The 17,032-nt window shown below is 48.7% G+C and carries 14 protein-coding genes; 4 read left to right on the forward strand and 10 right to left on the reverse strand.

All coding sequences use genetic code 11. The annotated features are described in order from the left end of the window. Window positions 1–331 precede the first annotated feature (331 nt). The 3 genes from ACR0QT_RS06495 to ACR0QT_RS06505 are packed head-to-tail and all read right to left on the reverse strand — an operon-like array spanning window position 332 to window position 2,640. Window positions 332–1,054 carry an amino acid ABC transporter ATP-binding protein gene (locus tag ACR0QT_RS06495; RefSeq protein WP_432630023.1) on the reverse strand — a complete coding sequence of 241 codons (723 nt, stop codon included), beginning with the start codon at window positions 1,052–1,054 and terminating at the stop codon, window positions 332–334. Continuing rightward, entirely contained in the window at window positions 1,038–1,706 is a 669-nt protein-coding gene (locus tag ACR0QT_RS06500) for an ABC transporter permease subunit (RefSeq protein WP_177978174.1), read from the reverse strand. The genes ACR0QT_RS06495 and ACR0QT_RS06500 overlap by 17 nt, the downstream gene beginning before the upstream one ends. Window positions 1,707–1,749: 43 nt before the next feature. Beyond that, window positions 1,750–2,640 carry a transporter substrate-binding domain-containing protein gene (locus ACR0QT_RS06505; RefSeq protein WP_432630024.1) on the reverse strand — a complete coding sequence of 297 codons (891 nt, stop codon included), beginning with the start codon at window positions 2,638–2,640 and terminating at the stop codon, window positions 1,750–1,752. A 396-nt stretch (window positions 2,641–3,036) separates the two neighbouring features. On the opposite strand from ACR0QT_RS06505, the gene ACR0QT_RS06510 reads away from it, so the two are divergent. Genes ACR0QT_RS06510 through ACR0QT_RS06520 form a run of 3 tightly spaced genes read left to right on the forward strand, consistent with a single transcriptional unit; the run spans window position 3,037 to window position 6,246 of the window. After that, window positions 3,037–3,966 (forward strand): polysaccharide deacetylase family protein, encoded by a 930-nt coding sequence (locus ACR0QT_RS06510; RefSeq protein WP_432630025.1) that lies wholly within the window; start codon window positions 3,037–3,039, stop codon window positions 3,964–3,966. Beyond that, on the forward strand, window positions 3,966–4,814 hold the full coding sequence (locus ACR0QT_RS06515) for a polysaccharide deacetylase family protein (RefSeq protein ID WP_177978171.1): 849 nt from the start codon (window positions 3,966–3,968) through the stop codon (window positions 4,812–4,814). The genes ACR0QT_RS06510 and ACR0QT_RS06515 overlap by 1 nt, the downstream gene beginning before the upstream one ends. Continuing rightward, entirely contained in the window at window positions 4,807–6,246 is a 1,440-nt protein-coding gene (locus tag ACR0QT_RS06520; protein ID WP_432630026.1) for an MATE family efflux transporter, read from the forward strand. The genes ACR0QT_RS06515 and ACR0QT_RS06520 overlap by 8 nt, the downstream gene beginning before the upstream one ends. Before the next feature lie 45 nt (window positions 6,247–6,291). Here ACR0QT_RS06520 and ACR0QT_RS06525 read toward each other — a convergent pair whose 3' ends face one another. The 4 genes from ACR0QT_RS06525 to ACR0QT_RS06540 all read right to left on the reverse strand — a co-directional run bounded on the left by ACR0QT_RS06525 (window position 6,292) and on the right by ACR0QT_RS06540 (window position 10,638). Then, entirely contained in the window at window positions 6,292–7,671 is a 1,380-nt protein-coding gene (locus tag ACR0QT_RS06525) for an MATE family efflux transporter (RefSeq protein WP_432630027.1), read from the reverse strand. Window positions 7,672–7,872: 201 nt separating this feature from the next. Continuing rightward, complete coding sequence (spoVG, locus tag ACR0QT_RS06530) at window positions 7,873–8,157, reverse strand: septation regulator SpoVG (protein ID WP_177978168.1); 285 nt, start codon at window positions 8,155–8,157, stop codon at window positions 7,873–7,875. An 88-nt stretch (window positions 8,158–8,245) separates the two neighbouring features. Next, window positions 8,246–9,367 (reverse strand): glucose-1-phosphate adenylyltransferase subunit GlgD, encoded by a 1,122-nt coding sequence (glgD, locus tag ACR0QT_RS06535; protein ID WP_432630028.1) that lies wholly within the window; start codon window positions 9,365–9,367, stop codon window positions 8,246–8,248. Next, window positions 9,364–10,638 (reverse strand): glucose-1-phosphate adenylyltransferase, encoded by a 1,275-nt coding sequence (locus ACR0QT_RS06540; protein WP_432630029.1) that lies wholly within the window; start codon window positions 10,636–10,638, stop codon window positions 9,364–9,366. The genes glgD and ACR0QT_RS06540 overlap by 4 nt, the downstream gene beginning before the upstream one ends. A 365-nt stretch (window positions 10,639–11,003) precedes the next feature. Here ACR0QT_RS06540 and asnS point away from each other — a divergent pair, with 365 nt between their 5' ends. After that, window positions 11,004–12,395 (forward strand): asparagine--tRNA ligase, encoded by a 1,392-nt coding sequence (asnS, locus tag ACR0QT_RS06545; RefSeq protein WP_432630030.1) that lies wholly within the window; start codon window positions 11,004–11,006, stop codon window positions 12,393–12,395. A gap of 668 nt (window positions 12,396–13,063) precedes the next feature. Here asnS and ACR0QT_RS06550 read toward each other — a convergent pair. The 3 genes from ACR0QT_RS06550 to glyA form a co-directional block, all read right to left on the reverse strand. Further along, window positions 13,064–14,773 carry an ATP-binding protein gene (locus ACR0QT_RS06550; protein WP_432630031.1) on the reverse strand — a complete coding sequence of 570 codons (1,710 nt, stop codon included), beginning with the start codon at window positions 14,771–14,773 and terminating at the stop codon, window positions 13,064–13,066. After that, entirely contained in the window at window positions 14,770–15,444 is a 675-nt protein-coding gene (locus ACR0QT_RS06555; RefSeq protein ID WP_432630032.1) for a response regulator transcription factor, read from the reverse strand. Before ACR0QT_RS06555 ends, ACR0QT_RS06550 begins: the two co-directional genes overlap by 4 nt. A gap of 313 nt (window positions 15,445–15,757) precedes the next feature. After that, a complete protein-coding gene (gene glyA, locus ACR0QT_RS06560; RefSeq protein WP_432630033.1) occupies window positions 15,758–17,005 on the reverse strand; it encodes a serine hydroxymethyltransferase in 1,248 nt (415 codons plus the stop codon). Window positions 17,006–17,032: the final 27 nt, after the last annotated feature.

Below are 17,032 nucleotides of genomic sequence, written 5' to 3' on the forward strand. Positions count from 1 at the left end.
AAAGAAGCCTCGCAAGACTTCTTTTCCACATTTCTGTTTTTATGCGTTATGTTAATAGTTGAAATAAGATTCTTTAGAATCTTGAGAATAACTAGCAGGGCTCTGAGGGCGGGAAAGATCCTGCAAACCCGTGTGAGACGTCGGTGTTTAGGTCGCGTCCTTTGCGACCTTATGCACCGCTACGTCGAACCCGGAGTGAGAACGAGTTTGCAGGACTTTACCCGCCTGAGGAGCCCCACCCAATTTTCAAAATTCTCAAAGCCCTCAAAATTCATAAAAGAATTCGATTCCTATTAGTACCAAAATCAAAACTCCCAAGAGATAGCCTTGATTACAGCACCATATCCAGGAAGTTCTGTGCTCTCTCGCTCTTCGGATGTGAGAAGAACTCTGCCGGATCGGCATCCTCGACAATCAATCCATTATCGATGAAGCAAACTCTGTCAGATACCTCTCTCGCAAATCCCATCTCATGCGTGACAAGCGCCATCGTGATTCCGGTATGTGCAAGTCCCTTGATAACCTCAAGAACCTCTTTTACCATCTCCGGATCAAGTGCACTCGTCGGCTCATCGAACAACATGATCTCCGGCTCCATCGCAAGCGCTCTCGCAATTGCAATTCTCTGTTTCTGACCACCGGAGAGCTTTCCCGGATAAGTCTGCGCCTTCTCCGTCAGTCCAACGAGTTTCAGCAATTCCATCGCCTTCTGCTCCGCCTGATCCTTCGGAAGTTTATTTACACGGATCGGGGCATACGTCATATTTTCCATGACGGTCATGTGCGGAAACAGATTAAAATGCTGGAACACCATTCCGATGTTCTTGCGGATTCCCTGAATATCCGTCTTCGGTGCGGTAATGTCCTTTCCTGCGATCAGCACCTGACCGCTTGTCGGACGCTCCAGAAGGTTCATACATCTCAGAATCGTGGATTTTCCGGAACCGGACGGTCCGATCAGGGTTACAACCTGTCCCTTCTCGATCTTTAAGTTGATTCCCTTTAATACTTCCAGAGAGCCGAAGCTCTTATGTACATCACGAAACTCGATCACTTCTGTTCACCCACCTCTCAAGACGGCTTGCAACCATCGATAAAATCATTACCAGAATATAATAAATCACTGCAATAACCAGATACGGCTCGAAGAAACGGAATGTGAGCACCGTGATCTGATCTGCTGCACGAAGCAGTTCCACGGCTCCGATATAAGAAAGAATCGAGGACTCCTTCAACAGAGAAATCGCCTCATTCACCAAACTCGGCAGGATGTGCTTGACAGCCTGCGGAAGAATGATATCCTTCATCATATCGCGATAGCCGACACCGAGAGACATTGCAGCCTCATACTGTCCCTTGTCCACACCATTGATTCCGCCTCGGAAAATCTCAGAGATATACGCTGCGGAATTCAGCGAGAACGTCAGAACACCGGACTGCATCGTCGTCAGTGTCATTCCCGTCAACTGCGGAAGTCCAAAATGGACGATACACAGCTGAACGAGAAGCGGAGTTCCTCGGAAAATAGAAGTATAAAACGTTCCAAACCAGTTTAATGGTCTGCATTTGCTGATTTTAATCAACGACAGCAGAACACCAAGCACGAATCCAAGCACAGCCGAGATAGCCGTTATCTTTAAGGTTGTCAGCGCGCCATGGTAAAGAAACGGCCAGTACTGCCAGACGCTACTAAAATCGAGCTTCATATAAATATTCCTACCTTTCCGGATTCATTAATCAAAAATCAAATTAGTCCAGAATGAACTGCTCGCTCAGATGATCTGCAATGATGGCATCAAGCTCACCATTCTCCATCATCTCTTTGAGCGTGTTGTTGAAGGTCTCATAGTACGGAGAATTCTTCGGGAAACCGATTGCGAAGCAGTCATCGGTCTTGTCAAGCAGGCTCATCTTCAGCTCTGCATTGTTCTTTAAGAACTCTGCTGCACCAGCACCATCAATGATGCAGGCATCTGCACGTTTGCTCTTTACTTCCTCGATACATGCCGGGCTTCCCTGAATACCTACTGCCTGAACGTCCGGAATGCTCTCAGCTACCTGCTGGTAGTTGGTTCCAAATGCATAAGCAACGGTCTTGCCCTGAAGGGAATCCAGGTTCGGGTAATCATCCTCTGCGCGATATACGATTGCATTTCTCGGATAGAAGAAGATATCAGAGAAATCCAGAGTCTTCTCTCTCTCCTCAGTCGGAGCCATACCGCCACTGCAGAAATCAATCTGTCCAGCCTGAATTGCTGCCATCAGGCTCTTAAACGGCATATCAACGAACTCTACGGTTCCGCCATTCTTCTCAACAACATCCTTTACGATGTCGATGTTCATACCAACATAGGTCTTTGATCCGTCTGCTGCCATCTCGATGGACTCAAACGGTACGAAAGTTGCAGAACATCCAACTTTTACGGTCTTACCGTTGAATGGGTTGTCAGCAGATACCTCTGCCTCACTGCTCTCTGCTTCCTCAGAACTGCTCTCAGCTTCTGCGGAAGTGCTCTCCTCACTACTGCTCTCTGCGACAGAAGCCTCTGCGGTGGTCTCCGCACTCTTACTGCTTCCACAACCGGTCAGCAGACCGATTGCCATCATTGCGCTTGCTGCCCAAATCAGACTTTTTCTCATTGTTTTTCTCCTCCTCATTTGTACCTATATGTATCAAAATACAAGATATCGCATAATTATAGCACTTTCATTCACAGGTTTCAACTGTCCATGTATGCAAATCCGAACAAAAATCATACAAAATCTAGTGAAAATGTCATTCATAATTTGTTTTTCTCATTTTTTGTTTTTTCACGCAAAGGCGCTGGCAGTTGACATTGCAAAAACCCATGCTTATAATCGAGATGCATCCCAATTCCGAACAAATTCGGACCTCGTTTAATGGATGCAGTGTAATATGTCTTTATTTTCTATATTTATACATTTGTTTTATTTCTGACAAATTTGCAAAAACGCAAACCTACCTAATGGAAACTAATGAAAACTAATGGAAACCTGAAAGGAGTATCGTTACTTATGAGTTACATTGCAGATGGAAAAAGCAGTGGTCCCGCAATCACCTGGCCGAATGGCGCCCGGATTGCTGTCATGGTCACCTTCGATTACGATGCCGAATTTCTTCGCATCTCCCGCGCAAAGACAAAGGGAACGAAAATCGGATTCACAGACTTCTCCCGCGGACAGTATGGCCCGCACGAGGGACTTCGCCGATGCCTCGACATGCTCGACACGATGAACATCAAATCCACATTCTTCGTTCCGGGAATCGTCGCTGAGACTTACCGCGACACCGTCGAGGAGATTCACCGCCGTGGTCATGAGATCGCCTGCCACGGATATATGCACGAGTCCGATCCGAACCTCTCCCGCGAGGAGATGTGCGAGATTCTTGACCGAAGTGAGGCAATTCTTGCTGAGATCACCGGAAGAAAACCGGTCGGTCACCGCGGACCGGAGAGCGTGATCCATCCGTTTACCCCACAGCTTCTTGCCGAGCGCGGATACCTTTACAGCTCCTCAATGAAAGACTGTGACTGGGCTTATCTCTGGGAGCAGGATGACAAGACGCTTCCTCTCGTCGAGCTTCCAAACGACATCACAATGGATGACTTTACCTATTATTATTTCACGTTCAGTGATCCCGCTGTCCGCTGTATGTATCCAAACCGCGAGGTATTTGGAAACTGGAAACAGGAATTTGACGGACTTGCACTCGAGGGCAACAAGATTTTCATCCTGAAACTTCACCCTCAGATGATCGGTCGCGCAAGTCGAATCGGAATGGTCGGCGAGCTGATTTCCTACATGAAGGCACACGGCGCATGGATTGCAACCTGTGAGGAAGTTGCCCGCTACGTCCTGGAACAGAATCAGAACGGAAACCAGACTCAAAATCTGCTGACAAACTCAAACAATCGGACAGAAGAAAACGGAGGAATTCAGTGATGAACGCAGAGACAATCAAATGGCCGGATAACAAACGAATTGCCGTCATGATGGCATTCGATCTCGATGCAGAAACGATGTGGACAACACACGGAGACGGAAGCACCGCACACATGACAAACCTTTCCCGCGGAGCATACGGTCCGAAACAGGGAGTTCCGCGCATTCTCGACATGCTCGACGTCCATCAGGTAAAGGCAACCTTCTTCATCCCAGGTGTCATCGCAGAGAAATATCCGCTCGTCGTGAAAGAAATCGCAAGACGCGGACATGACATCGGTTTCCACGGCTATCTCCATGAGGAATCCACTGCAACGACCTACGAGCAGGAAGACGCAACAATGCACCGCAGTGAAAAGATCATCTATGATCTGACTGGTCAGAAAATCGCCGGTCATCGCGCGCCCGGTGGAGTCATCCACGATTACAGCCTGCGCCTCTTCCTTGAGCACGGCTATATTTACAGCAGTAACTGGCGTGACAGCGACGGTCCGTTTCTCCACCAGATCGACGGAAAGACCGTTCCGCTCGTCGAACTTCCAAAAGATTCGATCTTCGACGACACTGCCTATGATTTCTACACCGATGCCGCCCCGGAACGCTACGGACTCAAGTCCCCGGATGAGATGTACGAGATCTGGAAAGATGAGTTTGACACCCTTGCCGTCGAGGGACGCATGATCAACTTCGTTCTCCACCCTCAGTTTGTCGGACGCGCAAGCCGTGTTCAGATGCTGAGTCGGCTGATCGGCTACATGAAATCTCACGGCGCATGGCTCGACACAAACCGTGCCGTCGCTTCCTGGGTTTTAAAACAGAACGGTTTTTCGGTGCCGGATCATGAGTAGCGCAAACACCCAAACAAGAGCACAGTCAAAGGAATCACAGACTCCAGACGTTCTGTCCGACTCCGCCCAGCGCCATCTGACGCGCACGATTCTGATGCTCGCATGGCCCGCGATCCTCGAACAATTTCTGATCTGTATGGCTTCCCTCGCAGATACCGCAATGGTCGGCTCGATCGGCGCATCTGCGACTGCGGCCGTTGCCGTCAACATCTCGAGCATCTGGCTGATCAACGGATTTATCACTGCGCTCAGCGTGGGATTCTCCTATCTGATCTCCCACACCGTCGGCGCTGGAGATCCCGTTCACGCCCGGCGCATCACAGCTCAGGCTCTCCTCTGTTCTGCGGTTCTCGGAATCACCCTGTCTTTGGCAGTGGAACTGATCTGTCACCCGCTCCCAATCTGGCTCGGCGCAGATCCCGAGGTCGTCCCTCAGGCTCAGCGCTACATGCAGATCATCGGCTTTGGGCTGACTGCACAGGCGATGTGCGTGACGATCTCCGCAGTCTTCCGTTCTGCCGGAAACACTCAGATTCCACTGACCGCCAACCTGACGGCAAACGTCGCCAACATCATCGGAAACTTTTTCCTGATCTACCCGACTCGGACAATCACGATTGGAAGAACTTCGTTTTCGATCTGGGGAGCAGGTCTCGGCGTCGCCGGCGCCGGAACTTCGACCGCACTCTCCCAGTGTCTGCTCCTGCTGATCCTTCTCGCCTTTCTGACATTTGGAAAGACGCCGATTCAGCTCAATCTTCTTCACGCAGACTTTCGCGTGGAACGGCAGACCCTCGCCCAGCTCTGGCAGATCAGCGTGCCCGTACTCCTTGAGCGCCTGACTCTGACTTCCGGACAGATCGCCCTGACCGCGATGATCTCGGGACTTGGTACAATCTCCCTCGCCGCCCATTATCTGACGAACCAGACAGAGGGAATTCTCTACCTGCCCGCCTACGGTTTTGCCTACACCGCAACCGCACTTGTCGGGCAGGCGCTCGGCGCACATCGAACAGACCTCGCAGACCGCTTTGCCGTCCGGATCAGCTGGATCGGCTCGATTGTCATCGTTCTCGCCTGCGTTCCTGTCGCCCTGTTCTCCGGTCCGATCATCCACCTGTTCAGCCCGGACCCTGACGTCGTTGCACTCGGAACGCGCACCCTCTTTGTCGCAGCCACGACGGAGATCTTTTTCAGTTTCACCGTGATCGCCGGCGGAATCTTCCGCGCTTCCGGCGATGTCCGCTTCGCTCTCCTCGTGAGCATCATCGGCATGTGGGGACTGCGCATCGGTCTCGTCTGGTTTGCAATCCACCCACTCGGACTCGGTGTCGTCGGGGTCTGGCTTGCAATCGCAGTCGACTGCCTGATCCGCATGATCCTGTGTATCTGGAGAATCAAAAGTAAAAAATGGAGAAGGAACCAGAACTGACGCTGGTTTCTTCTCCATTTTTCAAATTACCCTATATTATAAATATTACTTTTTTTCCTTATTCAGCATCCTTCTCAACCGCCCAATACAGTGATAAAACGCCGGAATCAGGAAGCAGTCCGCGCAAACCCACGCAAGCGGGGAGGCAAAGCAGACTGCGATATATCCAAACTTCGGAATGCCGATAAATCCGATCATCGAACGCGCAAACATCTCGCAGACACCCGCAAGAATCGCAAATGCCGAATATCCCATACCCTGAATACAGAACCGCCACACATTGACGAACACAAGTGCAACATAGAACAGCGAGTTGAAGATCAGGAAGAGGTGCGCCTGATGAATCACGAGCGTCTGATCCGCATCCACGAACAACAGCGGGATATATCCGCCAAAGAAGAACAGCACCGCAAATGCGACAACCGCATAGATGCTTCCAAGAATCGTCGCCGCCTTCACACCGCTGATGATTCGGTCAATTTTCCCCGCACCGACGTTCTGACCCGCATACGTCGCCATCGTTCCTCCGAGTGCATCAAACACACAGCAGAAGAACATGCTGACCTTCTGACCCGCGGTGACGGACGCAACTGCGACAGAACCAAGCGTGTTGACTGCGGTCTGCAAGATAACCGATCCGATCGCGGTGATCGAGTACTGAAGTCCCATCGGAATTCCCATGTTGCACAGATTCAGACACATCCGTCCATCAAACTCCATCTCGCCCTTCTGAAAGTGAAGAATCGTGAATTTCTTCTTCATATAAAGTACGCAGAGGATGCCGGAAAGTCCCTGAGAGACAACGGTCGCACACGCCGGTCCTGCGACTCCCATTCCAAAAAAGTTAATCGAAATGTAGTCGAGCACAATGTTGACGAGAGACGACAAAATCAGGAAATAGACCGGTGTCTTCGAATCACCGAGTGCACGGATGATGCTCGCCGTCAGGTTGTAGAGGTAAGTCACCGGAATTCCGAGGAAGATGATGAAAATATAGTTGTATGCACCCTGAATGATGTTTTCCGGGGTCCGCATCCAGACAAGAATCTTCCACGTCAGTGCTCCGATCACCGCCGTCATCACAACGGAAAATCCAATTGTCAGCCAGATCGTGTTTGCCACATATTTTCTCATGTTCCGGTAATTCTGCGCACCGAACTGCTGGGCAACCGGAATCGCAAATCCCGCCGTCACACCGATCACAAAACCGTTGACCATGAAATTGACCGCACCAGTCGATCCTACTGAGGCAAGCGCATCAACGCCGAGAAATTTACCTACAATGATCGTATCGACCATGCTGTAAAACTGCTGAAACAGCGTTCCCATCAGCATCGGCACCGCAAATGCCAGAATCAGGCTTAACGGGTTTCCGCTCGTCATATCCCGCACAGGGGACATGTCTTTTTTCTGCGTTTTTTCCATAAATAAAGTCCTTTCCCTAATACAAGTCCAAAATTCCATTTTTTAGATAAACGGGACTCATTATAGCACAGGCAAATTTCCTCCGCAAGATAAAAATGAGAAGATCCCCCGCCAATGCAGGAGATCTTCTCTCAGTCACATATCAATCTATTTTTCTTTCAAGATGCATACTCTTTTTTCGCGATTCCTATGCATAAATTTTTATGCGTAAGTCTCGTCTTCCTGACTCTCCAAAGCAGTCATCTCATACTTTGTTAAAATGGCTTTCTGAATCGTATCACGGGTCTCCGAATTGATCGGATGTGCAATATCCCGGTACTCTCCGTCTGCTGCCTTGCGACTAGGCATTGCTATAAACAGACCTTTCTCCCCTTCAATTACTTTAATATCATGAATGACGAACTCATTGTCCAGCGTGATAGAGACAATGGCCTTCATCTTTCCCTCTTTCTCGATTCTTCTCACTCTAACATCCGTTATCTGCATATCGCAAAGCCCCTTCCATGTCGTATATGTGTCCCCCACACTACGCTCTCTTGTATTTTTCAGCATTCAGGCTGCTGCATAGCCTGTCCTACAATGTATATCTCTCGTTCTTTTCCACTACAATCTTGATATCATCCGGCGTACCGATGTAAGTCGTATTCGCACGGATTGTATCCCGGCTTTCGACGATGCAGTTTTCAATAACGGTGTTGTCTCCGATATAGACATCATTCAGAATGATGGAATTGCGGATCACACAGTTGTTGCCAACATAGGCTTTCTTGAACAGAACCGAATTCTCTACGGTTCCGTTGATGATACATCCACTTGAAATCAGACTGTTCTTCACGGATGCTCCCGGATTATACTTTGCCGGCGGAAGATCATCCACCTTGGAGTAAATGTCCGGATACTCGCGGAAGAAGTAACGACGTACATCCGGCTTCAGGAAATCCATGTTTGTCTGATAATAAGAATCCACGGAAGCAATGTTGCTCCAGTAGCTGTCCAGTCTGTATGCGTAGATACGCTTGAGGTTCTTGTAGCGAACCAGAATGTCTCTTACGAAGTCCACTCTGTCCTCAGCTGCACAACGCTCAATCAGCTCAATCAGCTGACGACGACGGATGACATAAATACCACAGGAAACGGTGTTGGAGGTTGCAACCATCGGCTTCTCCTCGAACTCGGTGATACGACCGTCATCATTCGTCTTTACGAGACCATAACGGGTCACATCCATATCCTCCGGCATGTCCTTGCAGACAACGGTGATATCTGCCTTTTTCTCGATATGATACTCGAGAACCTTGCCGTAGTCGAGCTTGTACACACAGTCACCGGAAGCGATGACTACATACGGCTCATGACTGTTCTTTAAGAAAGAGAGGTTCTGATACAGGGCATCTGCGGTGCCACGGTACCAGTCGCTGTTCTCTGCTGTGATCGTCGGAGTGAAGACAAAGAGACCTCCCTGCTTTCTTCCGAAATCCCACCACTTTGAGGAGCTCAAATGCTCATTGAGGGAGCGGGAGTTGTACTGCGTGAACACTGCCACACTCTGAATATGGGAATTGCTCATGTTGCTGAGCGCAAAATCGATGCTTCGGTAGCTTCCTGCAACCGGCATTGCGGAGATCGCCCGTTTGTTGGACAGTTCTCTCATTCTCTTGCTGTTTCCGCCTGCTAATACAATACCAATCGCTCTCATCGTACGCCACCTGCCTTTATAATGTAGTCTCCGCTTGCCAGCTGTCCATCCGGATAATCTTCTTTCTCCGTCTTTCCGGATATGGCGGTATTCTTACCAACCTTCACATGATCCGGGATCACACTGTGTTCCCCGACGGTCACGAGATCAAACTGGTAAACCTTCGGATCATACTTGCTCGGTGCATACTCGCCGACACCCAGTTCTGCGCCCTCACCAATCTCGGTGTCCTCTGCGAGGATCGCCTTGTTGACATTAGCTCCGGCTTTCACCACACTGTCTCGCATCACGATGGAATCCCGAACGACTGCGCCCGGCTCAATCGTGACACCTGCACCGATTACGGAATTATAAACAGAGCCGTGAATCTCTGTTCCCTCTCCGATGATGCTTCTCTCAATGATTGCATCCGGTGCTACATACTGAGGAGGAATGATATCACTCTTCGTGTAGATCTTCCAGTACTCCTCATACAGGTTGAACTCCGGAATGATGTCGATCAGCTCCATATTTGCCTCCCAGTAAGAACCGAGAGTACCGACATCCTTCCAGTATCCGTTGTACTCATAAGCGAAGATTCTCTCACCCTTATCGAAGCAGTAAGGAATCACATGTTTTCCAAAATCACAGCCAGGTACATCAGCCAGGCTGAGCAGAGCCTCCTTCAATGCCGGCCAGCTGAATATGTAAATACCCATACTTGCAAGATTGCTTCTCGGATTTGCAGGTTTCTCCTCGAACTCTGTAATCCTGTTGTTGTCGTCAGTAATAACAATACCGAAACGGCTTGCTTCCTCAATCGGAACCGGCATCGCTGCAATCGTCACATCCGCATTGTTTGCCTTGTGATACTCCAGCATTACCTCGTAATCCATCTTGTAGATATGGTCACCGGAAAGAATCAGAACATAGTCCGGATTGTAGGCTTCCATATACTCCAGATTCTGGAAAATTGCATTTGCAGTTCCGGTATACCAGTCGCTTCCTTTACTGCGCTCATACGGTGGCAAAATGGTTACACCGCCTACATTGCGGTCCAGATCCCACGGAATACCAATTCCGATATGTGCATTCAGCCTCAATGGCTGATACTGCGTCAAAACTCCAACCGTGTCAACTCCGGAGTTGATACAGTTGCTGAGTGGGAAATCAATGATCCGATATTTACCTCCAAATGAAACCGCTGGCTTTGCTACCTTCTGTGTCAGCACGCCAAGACGGCTTCCCTGTCCTCCCGCCAAAAGCATGGCGATCATCTCTTTCTTAATCACGCTATCACCTCGCTGTGTATTTTCTTGGTGATTTTTATTATACCACACATCTCTCAAATAGTGAACAAATATTGAAATTAATTTGTGAGTTTTTTGTGCATTTTCCGACATTTTTCGGGTTCAAAACTTTTTTGTCTATATATAGTGTTTTTTCTTATATTAACCACAAGACCTAAGTTCTTCTAATTTCATTTTTTAGGTGCTTATTCTGCCTCTGAATATTTTCATTTTTCGGAATTCCACCCACAAAAACATGGCTTTTCCCTTGAATCACAGAAAAAAATAAAGTATACTCTTAGATAGGCTGAAAAATTTTTTAAGAAAGGAAAAGCTAAAAAGTTTTATTTTTTAGCGAAAGATTTATCATGGATTTAGTTACGGTTCGGGAACTTTACCGAAACAGAGAAACCTACATGGACAAGGAGATCACCATCGGTGGATGGGTGCGCAGTGTCCGTGATTCCAAAGCATTTGGATTTATTGTTGTCAGCGACGGAAGCTATTTTGAGACTCTTCAGGTTGTTTACCACGATACGATGGCAAACTTCAGCGAGATCAGCAAGCTCAACGTTGGCGCTGCAATCATCGTAAAGGGTACGCTTGTCGCTACCCCGCAGGCAAAACAGCCGTTTGAGATTCAGGCAACTGAGATTCTCGTCGAGGGCGCATCTGCTCCGGAGTATCCGCTTCAGAAAAAGCGTCACACCTTAGAGTATCTTCGCACAATCCCGCATTTAAGAGCACGCACCAACACCTTCCAGGCTGTATTCCGCGTTCGCTCCCTGATCGCTTACGCAATTCACCAGTTCTTCCAGGAGCGCGGTTTCGTTTACGTTCACACTCCGCTGATTACCGGAAGTGACTGCGAGGGCGCAGGTGAGATGTTCCAGGTAACAACCATGGATTTGAACGACATTCCGAAGAACGAGGACGGCTCTGTCGACTTCTCCAAGGATTTCTTCGGAAAGCCAACAAACCTGACCGTAAGCGGACAGCTGAATGTTGAGACCTATGCAATGGCATTCCGCAACGTTTACACCTTCGGACCGACCTTCCGCGCAGAGAATTCCAACACGACCCGTCATGCGGCTGAGTTCTGGATGATCGAGCCGGAGATCGCATTCGCTGATCTTCAGGACGATATGAACCTCGCTGAGAGCATGCTCAAGTATGTGATCCGCTACGTTCTCGAGAACGCACCGGAGGAGATGAACTTCTTCAACCAGTTCGTTGACAAGGGACTCTTAGAGCGCTTAAATGGTGTGCTGAACTCTGAGTTCGGTCATGTGACCTACACCGAGGCTATTGAGATTCTTGAGAAACACAATGATAAGTTTGATTACAAGGTATCCTGGGGATGCGATCTTCAGACCGAGCATGAGCGTTACCTGACCGAGGAGATCTACAAGCGCCCGGTATTCGTAACCGACTATCCGAAGGAGATCAAGGCCTTCTACATGAAGATGAATCCGGACAACAAGACCGTTGCCGCTATGGACTGCCTCGTACCGGGTATCGGTGAGATCATCGGAGGAAGCCAGCGTGAGGACGATTACGAGAAACTGCTTGCCCGCATGAACGAGCTCGGACTCAAGCAGGAAGACTACCAGTTCTATCTGGATCTGCGCAAGTTCGGTTCCACCCGTCACTCCGGTTTCGGACTGGGATTCGAGAGATGCGTTATGTACCTGACCGGAATGGGCAACATCAGAGACGTGATCCCGTTCCCGCGTACCGTAGGTAACTGCGAGCTGTAAGAGATAAATCTAAGAAATAAGTCGCTGAGAACTCTAAGGGTTCAAAGGTAAAGGGTTTGATAGCTTAATATCTTGACTTAATATCTTGAATAGTAATAGTAGTTTCGATAGCTCCGAAATATTTGGCGGAATTCTCGGGGTTTCGGAGCAGGAAACTCCAAACCATTTCGGGAATCCACAAAAAACAGGGGAAGATATGCAAACTCGCTTCGCTCAAACAAGTGCATATCTTCCCCTAATGTGTCTTCCGCGAAATGCAGGAGTTTCTCTGCTCCTGCAAACTCAAATTCCTGCCAAACATTTCTCCGCTATCACACAGCTACCTATACGAAGTGTACTTTTTTTCTACATTCTAGTCCAATCAGTGACCAAAACATACTACACGCTTTTATTTCATACCAAAAATGGGGCGCCAGCTATATCGAATACGTTGTTGAAGGGCACCTAACAGCTTTTATGTATACACTAGCAGGGCGCCGCGGTGAGAAAGTCACTGCAAACCCGTGTGAGACGTCGGTGCTTAGATCGCGTATTTTGCGATCTTACGCACCGCTACGTTGAACCCGGAGTGAGAACGAGTTTGCAGGACTTTACTCATCGTCGGCGCCCCCATTATACTCTTTATACTTTTTATACCCTTTATGCTCTTCATGCTCTTTTAGAAAAACTCACGGAAATATAATCTTAATCGTCGTTCCAACTCCCATCTTACTCTCCATCTCTACCTTCGCCTTATGATAAATTGCCCCGTGTTTCACAATCGAAAGTCCAAGCCCTGTTCCACCGATCTGGCGGGAATGGCTCTTATCCACCCGGTAGAATCTCTCAAAGATCCTATCCTGATCCTTCTCCGCGATTCCGATTCCCGTATCTTTTACGATCACAGTCGGATGATGGTTGATTTCATCCACAACGACATCCACTCTTCCATGTGGGCGATTGTACTTGATTGCATTTTCACAGAGATTGAAAATCATCTCATCAAGAATCTGCGATGCCCCATTCACGACAGCCGGTTTTGCGGTGAGTGAGATCTCAATTCCCGCAGTGCGCGCCGTCTCCTTCAAGCGAGTGACAACTCCTGCTGCGATCTGGCACAGATCCACATCCGTCTTCTCAATCTCCACCTTCTCCTCATCAAGACGCGACAACTTGATGATATCTCCGACCAATGTGATCAGTCGCTGTGCCTCCGTGTAAATCTTCTCTGAAAAACGTCCCATATCCTCCGGACGCACAAGTCCATCCTTCATGATCTCCGCATATCCCGAGATCGAAGTCAGCGGTGTCTTGAGCTCATGCGATACATTCGCAGTGAACTCCCTTCGCAGTTCCTCGCGATTCTGCTCTTCCGTCACATCGAGGATGACCACAACGGCTCCTCTCTTGTCTCCCGACTCCACAACCGGACTCGCAATCAGCTGATAATACTTTCCATTCAACTCAAGATTCTGCTGTCCGCGCTCTCCGTGAAGCGCATCGCTTACCACTTCCCGAAAACTTGCAGAGTGGTTAAAATTGAGCACATTTCGATGTTCCGGCTCACCCCCCTGATTCTCGATCTTGCTGATATCCACACCGAGAATTCTCACTGCACTGCTATTGTACGAAATCACATTTGCCTTGCTGTCTACAACAATAAATCCCTCTTTCATATTTTCCGTAATCGCTGTGAACTCCTCCTGTTTTTCCTTGAGCGTCTGCATCTGCTGTTTTATCGTCAGCTTCTGCCTCTGAAGACTCCGCACAAGCGGATCTAACTCCTCATATACCTGATCAATCTGCGGATTATCCGGGTCTATCTCATTGATTGGTTTGACAATCCTCTTCGTCTGCGTGTCCGCAAAAATCATCGTGATTACAAAAATAACACCTGCCATCATGAGCATTGCCGGAACCGTGTGAATCACACTTGCCAGATCTGTGCGGGTTGTACTCGCAACACGGATGATCGTTCCACCGCTCAGTCGTTTCGCATAATAATACGTCTGCTCTGCAAGCGTGTCAGAGACACGAAATGTCTCCCCCTCGCCCGTCTCCATCGCTTCCTTTACTTCCGGTCGATCGCTATGATTTGGAAGCGTGGACGGTTCTGCATAGCTGTCATAGATGACGTTTCCATCTTCTGCGATCCAGGTGATCCGATTGATCTGCCGATCAGAATCTCTCGCAATATGACTCTCAATCTTGTCAAGCTCATCAAAATACTCTGCACCACTTTCTTCCAGACCGGCTGAGAGATAACAGATCTCTCGCTTTACCTCCTCGCGCGTCTGCCGGTTTGCCTCCTGTCCGAGAAGCGATGTCGTCGTCCAGGTAGCAATCAGAATCGAGAAGAGAGCTACGATACAGATACTTCTGAAAATTCGCCGTTTCATGCGTGCTCCTCCATCTTGTATCCCACTCCGCGAATCGTCTCAATATAGCCACTCGCACTTCCAAGCTTCTGACGAAGCGTCCGGATATGGACATCCACCGTGCGTGTCTCACCGTCAAAATCATATCCCCAAATCTTGGAGAGAAGCTGATCTCTCGTCAACACAATCCCCTCATTTTCCATCAGATAACAGAGCAGTTCAAACTCCTTATACGTCAAGGCAACCGGCTCATCCTTCACCGTCACGGTGTGCTTGTCAAGGTTCACTGTAACTGAACCGAGCGTGCGGATTCCACCTCTGCGCTCCGGCTCCGTCCGGCGAAGAAGTGCCTTCACCCTCGAAATCAGCTCCATCATTCCAAACGGCTTCGGAATATAGTCGTCTGCTCCGCTGTCAAGCCCAATCACCTTGTCATACTCGGTTCCCTTTGCCGTCAGCATGATCACCGGCAGTCTCGAGGTATGACCGGAATCTCGAAGTTTTCTCAAAATCGAAAGACCATCCTCATCCGGCAACATAATGTCGAGAAGCACCAGAGACGGCTCCTCCTTTTTCATCTCATTCCAGAAATCCTTCGCACATGCAAAACCTTTTGCCTCAAATCCTGTCGTCTGAAGTGTGTAAATCACAAGCTCCCGGATACTGTTGTCATCCTCCACTAAATAAATCATCGTTTTTTCCTCCATCCCTCACACAGTTAGCTCTGTCATCATTTCTGTCCGTACCCATGACCCAATCTTTCTGTGTTTTTCCCTTTATTCTCATACAGTTTTGTTTCATTCTCTCTATTTTGTATCATATAACAGTTTTGTAAAATACAACAAGCCTATTTGTAAAATCTAAGTAAAGTTATTTCCAATCGCACTTTCATTTGTAAAGTCTTTCGTTTAAAAAAAAAGACGGAAAGATCCCCTCTCAGATCACTTTCCGTCTCTTCTTAATTTTTCTAATTTTCTTTATTTTCTTTTCTGTATCCAGATTTCCTTACTCGTAAATCGGGTACTTCTCGCACAGCTTGGTAACTTCGGCACGGATATAATCAGCCTTGTTCTCGAAGTCGGTTGCTGCCAGCCAGATGCACTCTGCGATCTTCGGCATATCCTCTTCCTTCAGACCACGAGTTGTGATCGCCGGGGTACCGATACGCACACCGGAGGTAACGAACGGGCTTCTCGGCTCATTCGGAACGGTATTCTTGTTCAGGGTGATGTAAACCTCATCACAACGGTTCTGGAGTTCTTTTCCGGAAACATCCATTCCGCGCAGATCAAGCAACATCAGATGGTTGTCTGTACCACCGGTCAGAACCTTGAATCCCTGCTTCTGAAGGGCATCAGCCAGAGCTGCTGCATTCTTCTTCACCTGCTTCTGATACTCCTTGAACTCCGGCTTCAAAGCCTCACCGAGGCAGATTGCCTTTGCTGCAATCACATGCTCAAGCGGACCACCCTGAGTTCCCGGGAAGATTGCCTTATTGAAGTTGAACTTCTCTGCTGCTTCCTTGTTTGCCAGAATCAGTCCACCTCTCGGTCCACGCAGAGTCTTGTGAGTCGTAGTCGTCACAACATCTGCATACGGGATCGGGCTCGGATGCTCTCCTGCTGCAACAAGACCAGCGATATGAGCCATATCTACCATGAGATAAGCGCCAACCTTATCTGCAACCTCGCGGAAACGCTTGAAATCAATCGTTCTCGCGTAAGCACTTGCACCTGCAACGATCAGCTTCGGCTTTGCCTCCATTGCAATCTCTTCGAGCTTGTCATAATCGATAAATCCGTTGTCATCTACTCCGTAAGGAACGATATTGAAATACAGACCGGAGAAGTTGACTGGGCTTCCGTGAGTCAGATGACCACCATCACTCAGATTCATACCCATAACCGTGTCGCCCGGCTTTAACATTGCCAGAAAAACTGCCATGTTTGCCTGAGCACCGGAATGTGGCTGAACATTGGCATAATCACAGCCAAACAGCTTCTTTGCACGCTCAATCGCGATGGACTCGATCACGTCCACATTCTGACATCCACCGTAATAACGCTTTCCCGGATATCCCTCTGCGTACTTGTTCGTCAGCACGCTTCCCATTGCCATCATAACCGGCTCTGAGACGATATTCTCTGATGCGATCAGCTCAAGATTTCCTCTCTGACGCATTGCTTCTTTTTCGATAGCGGCTCCCACTTCCGGGTCATGTTCCGTAATGAATTTCATCACTTCGTTTACCATGGCAATTCTCCTCTCTGTATTCTGCAC

Origin of the sequence: Brotaphodocola sp. (assembly GCF_050873365.1) — a bacterium.
Lineage (GTDB): Bacteria > Bacillota > Clostridia > Lachnospirales > Lachnospiraceae > Brotaphodocola.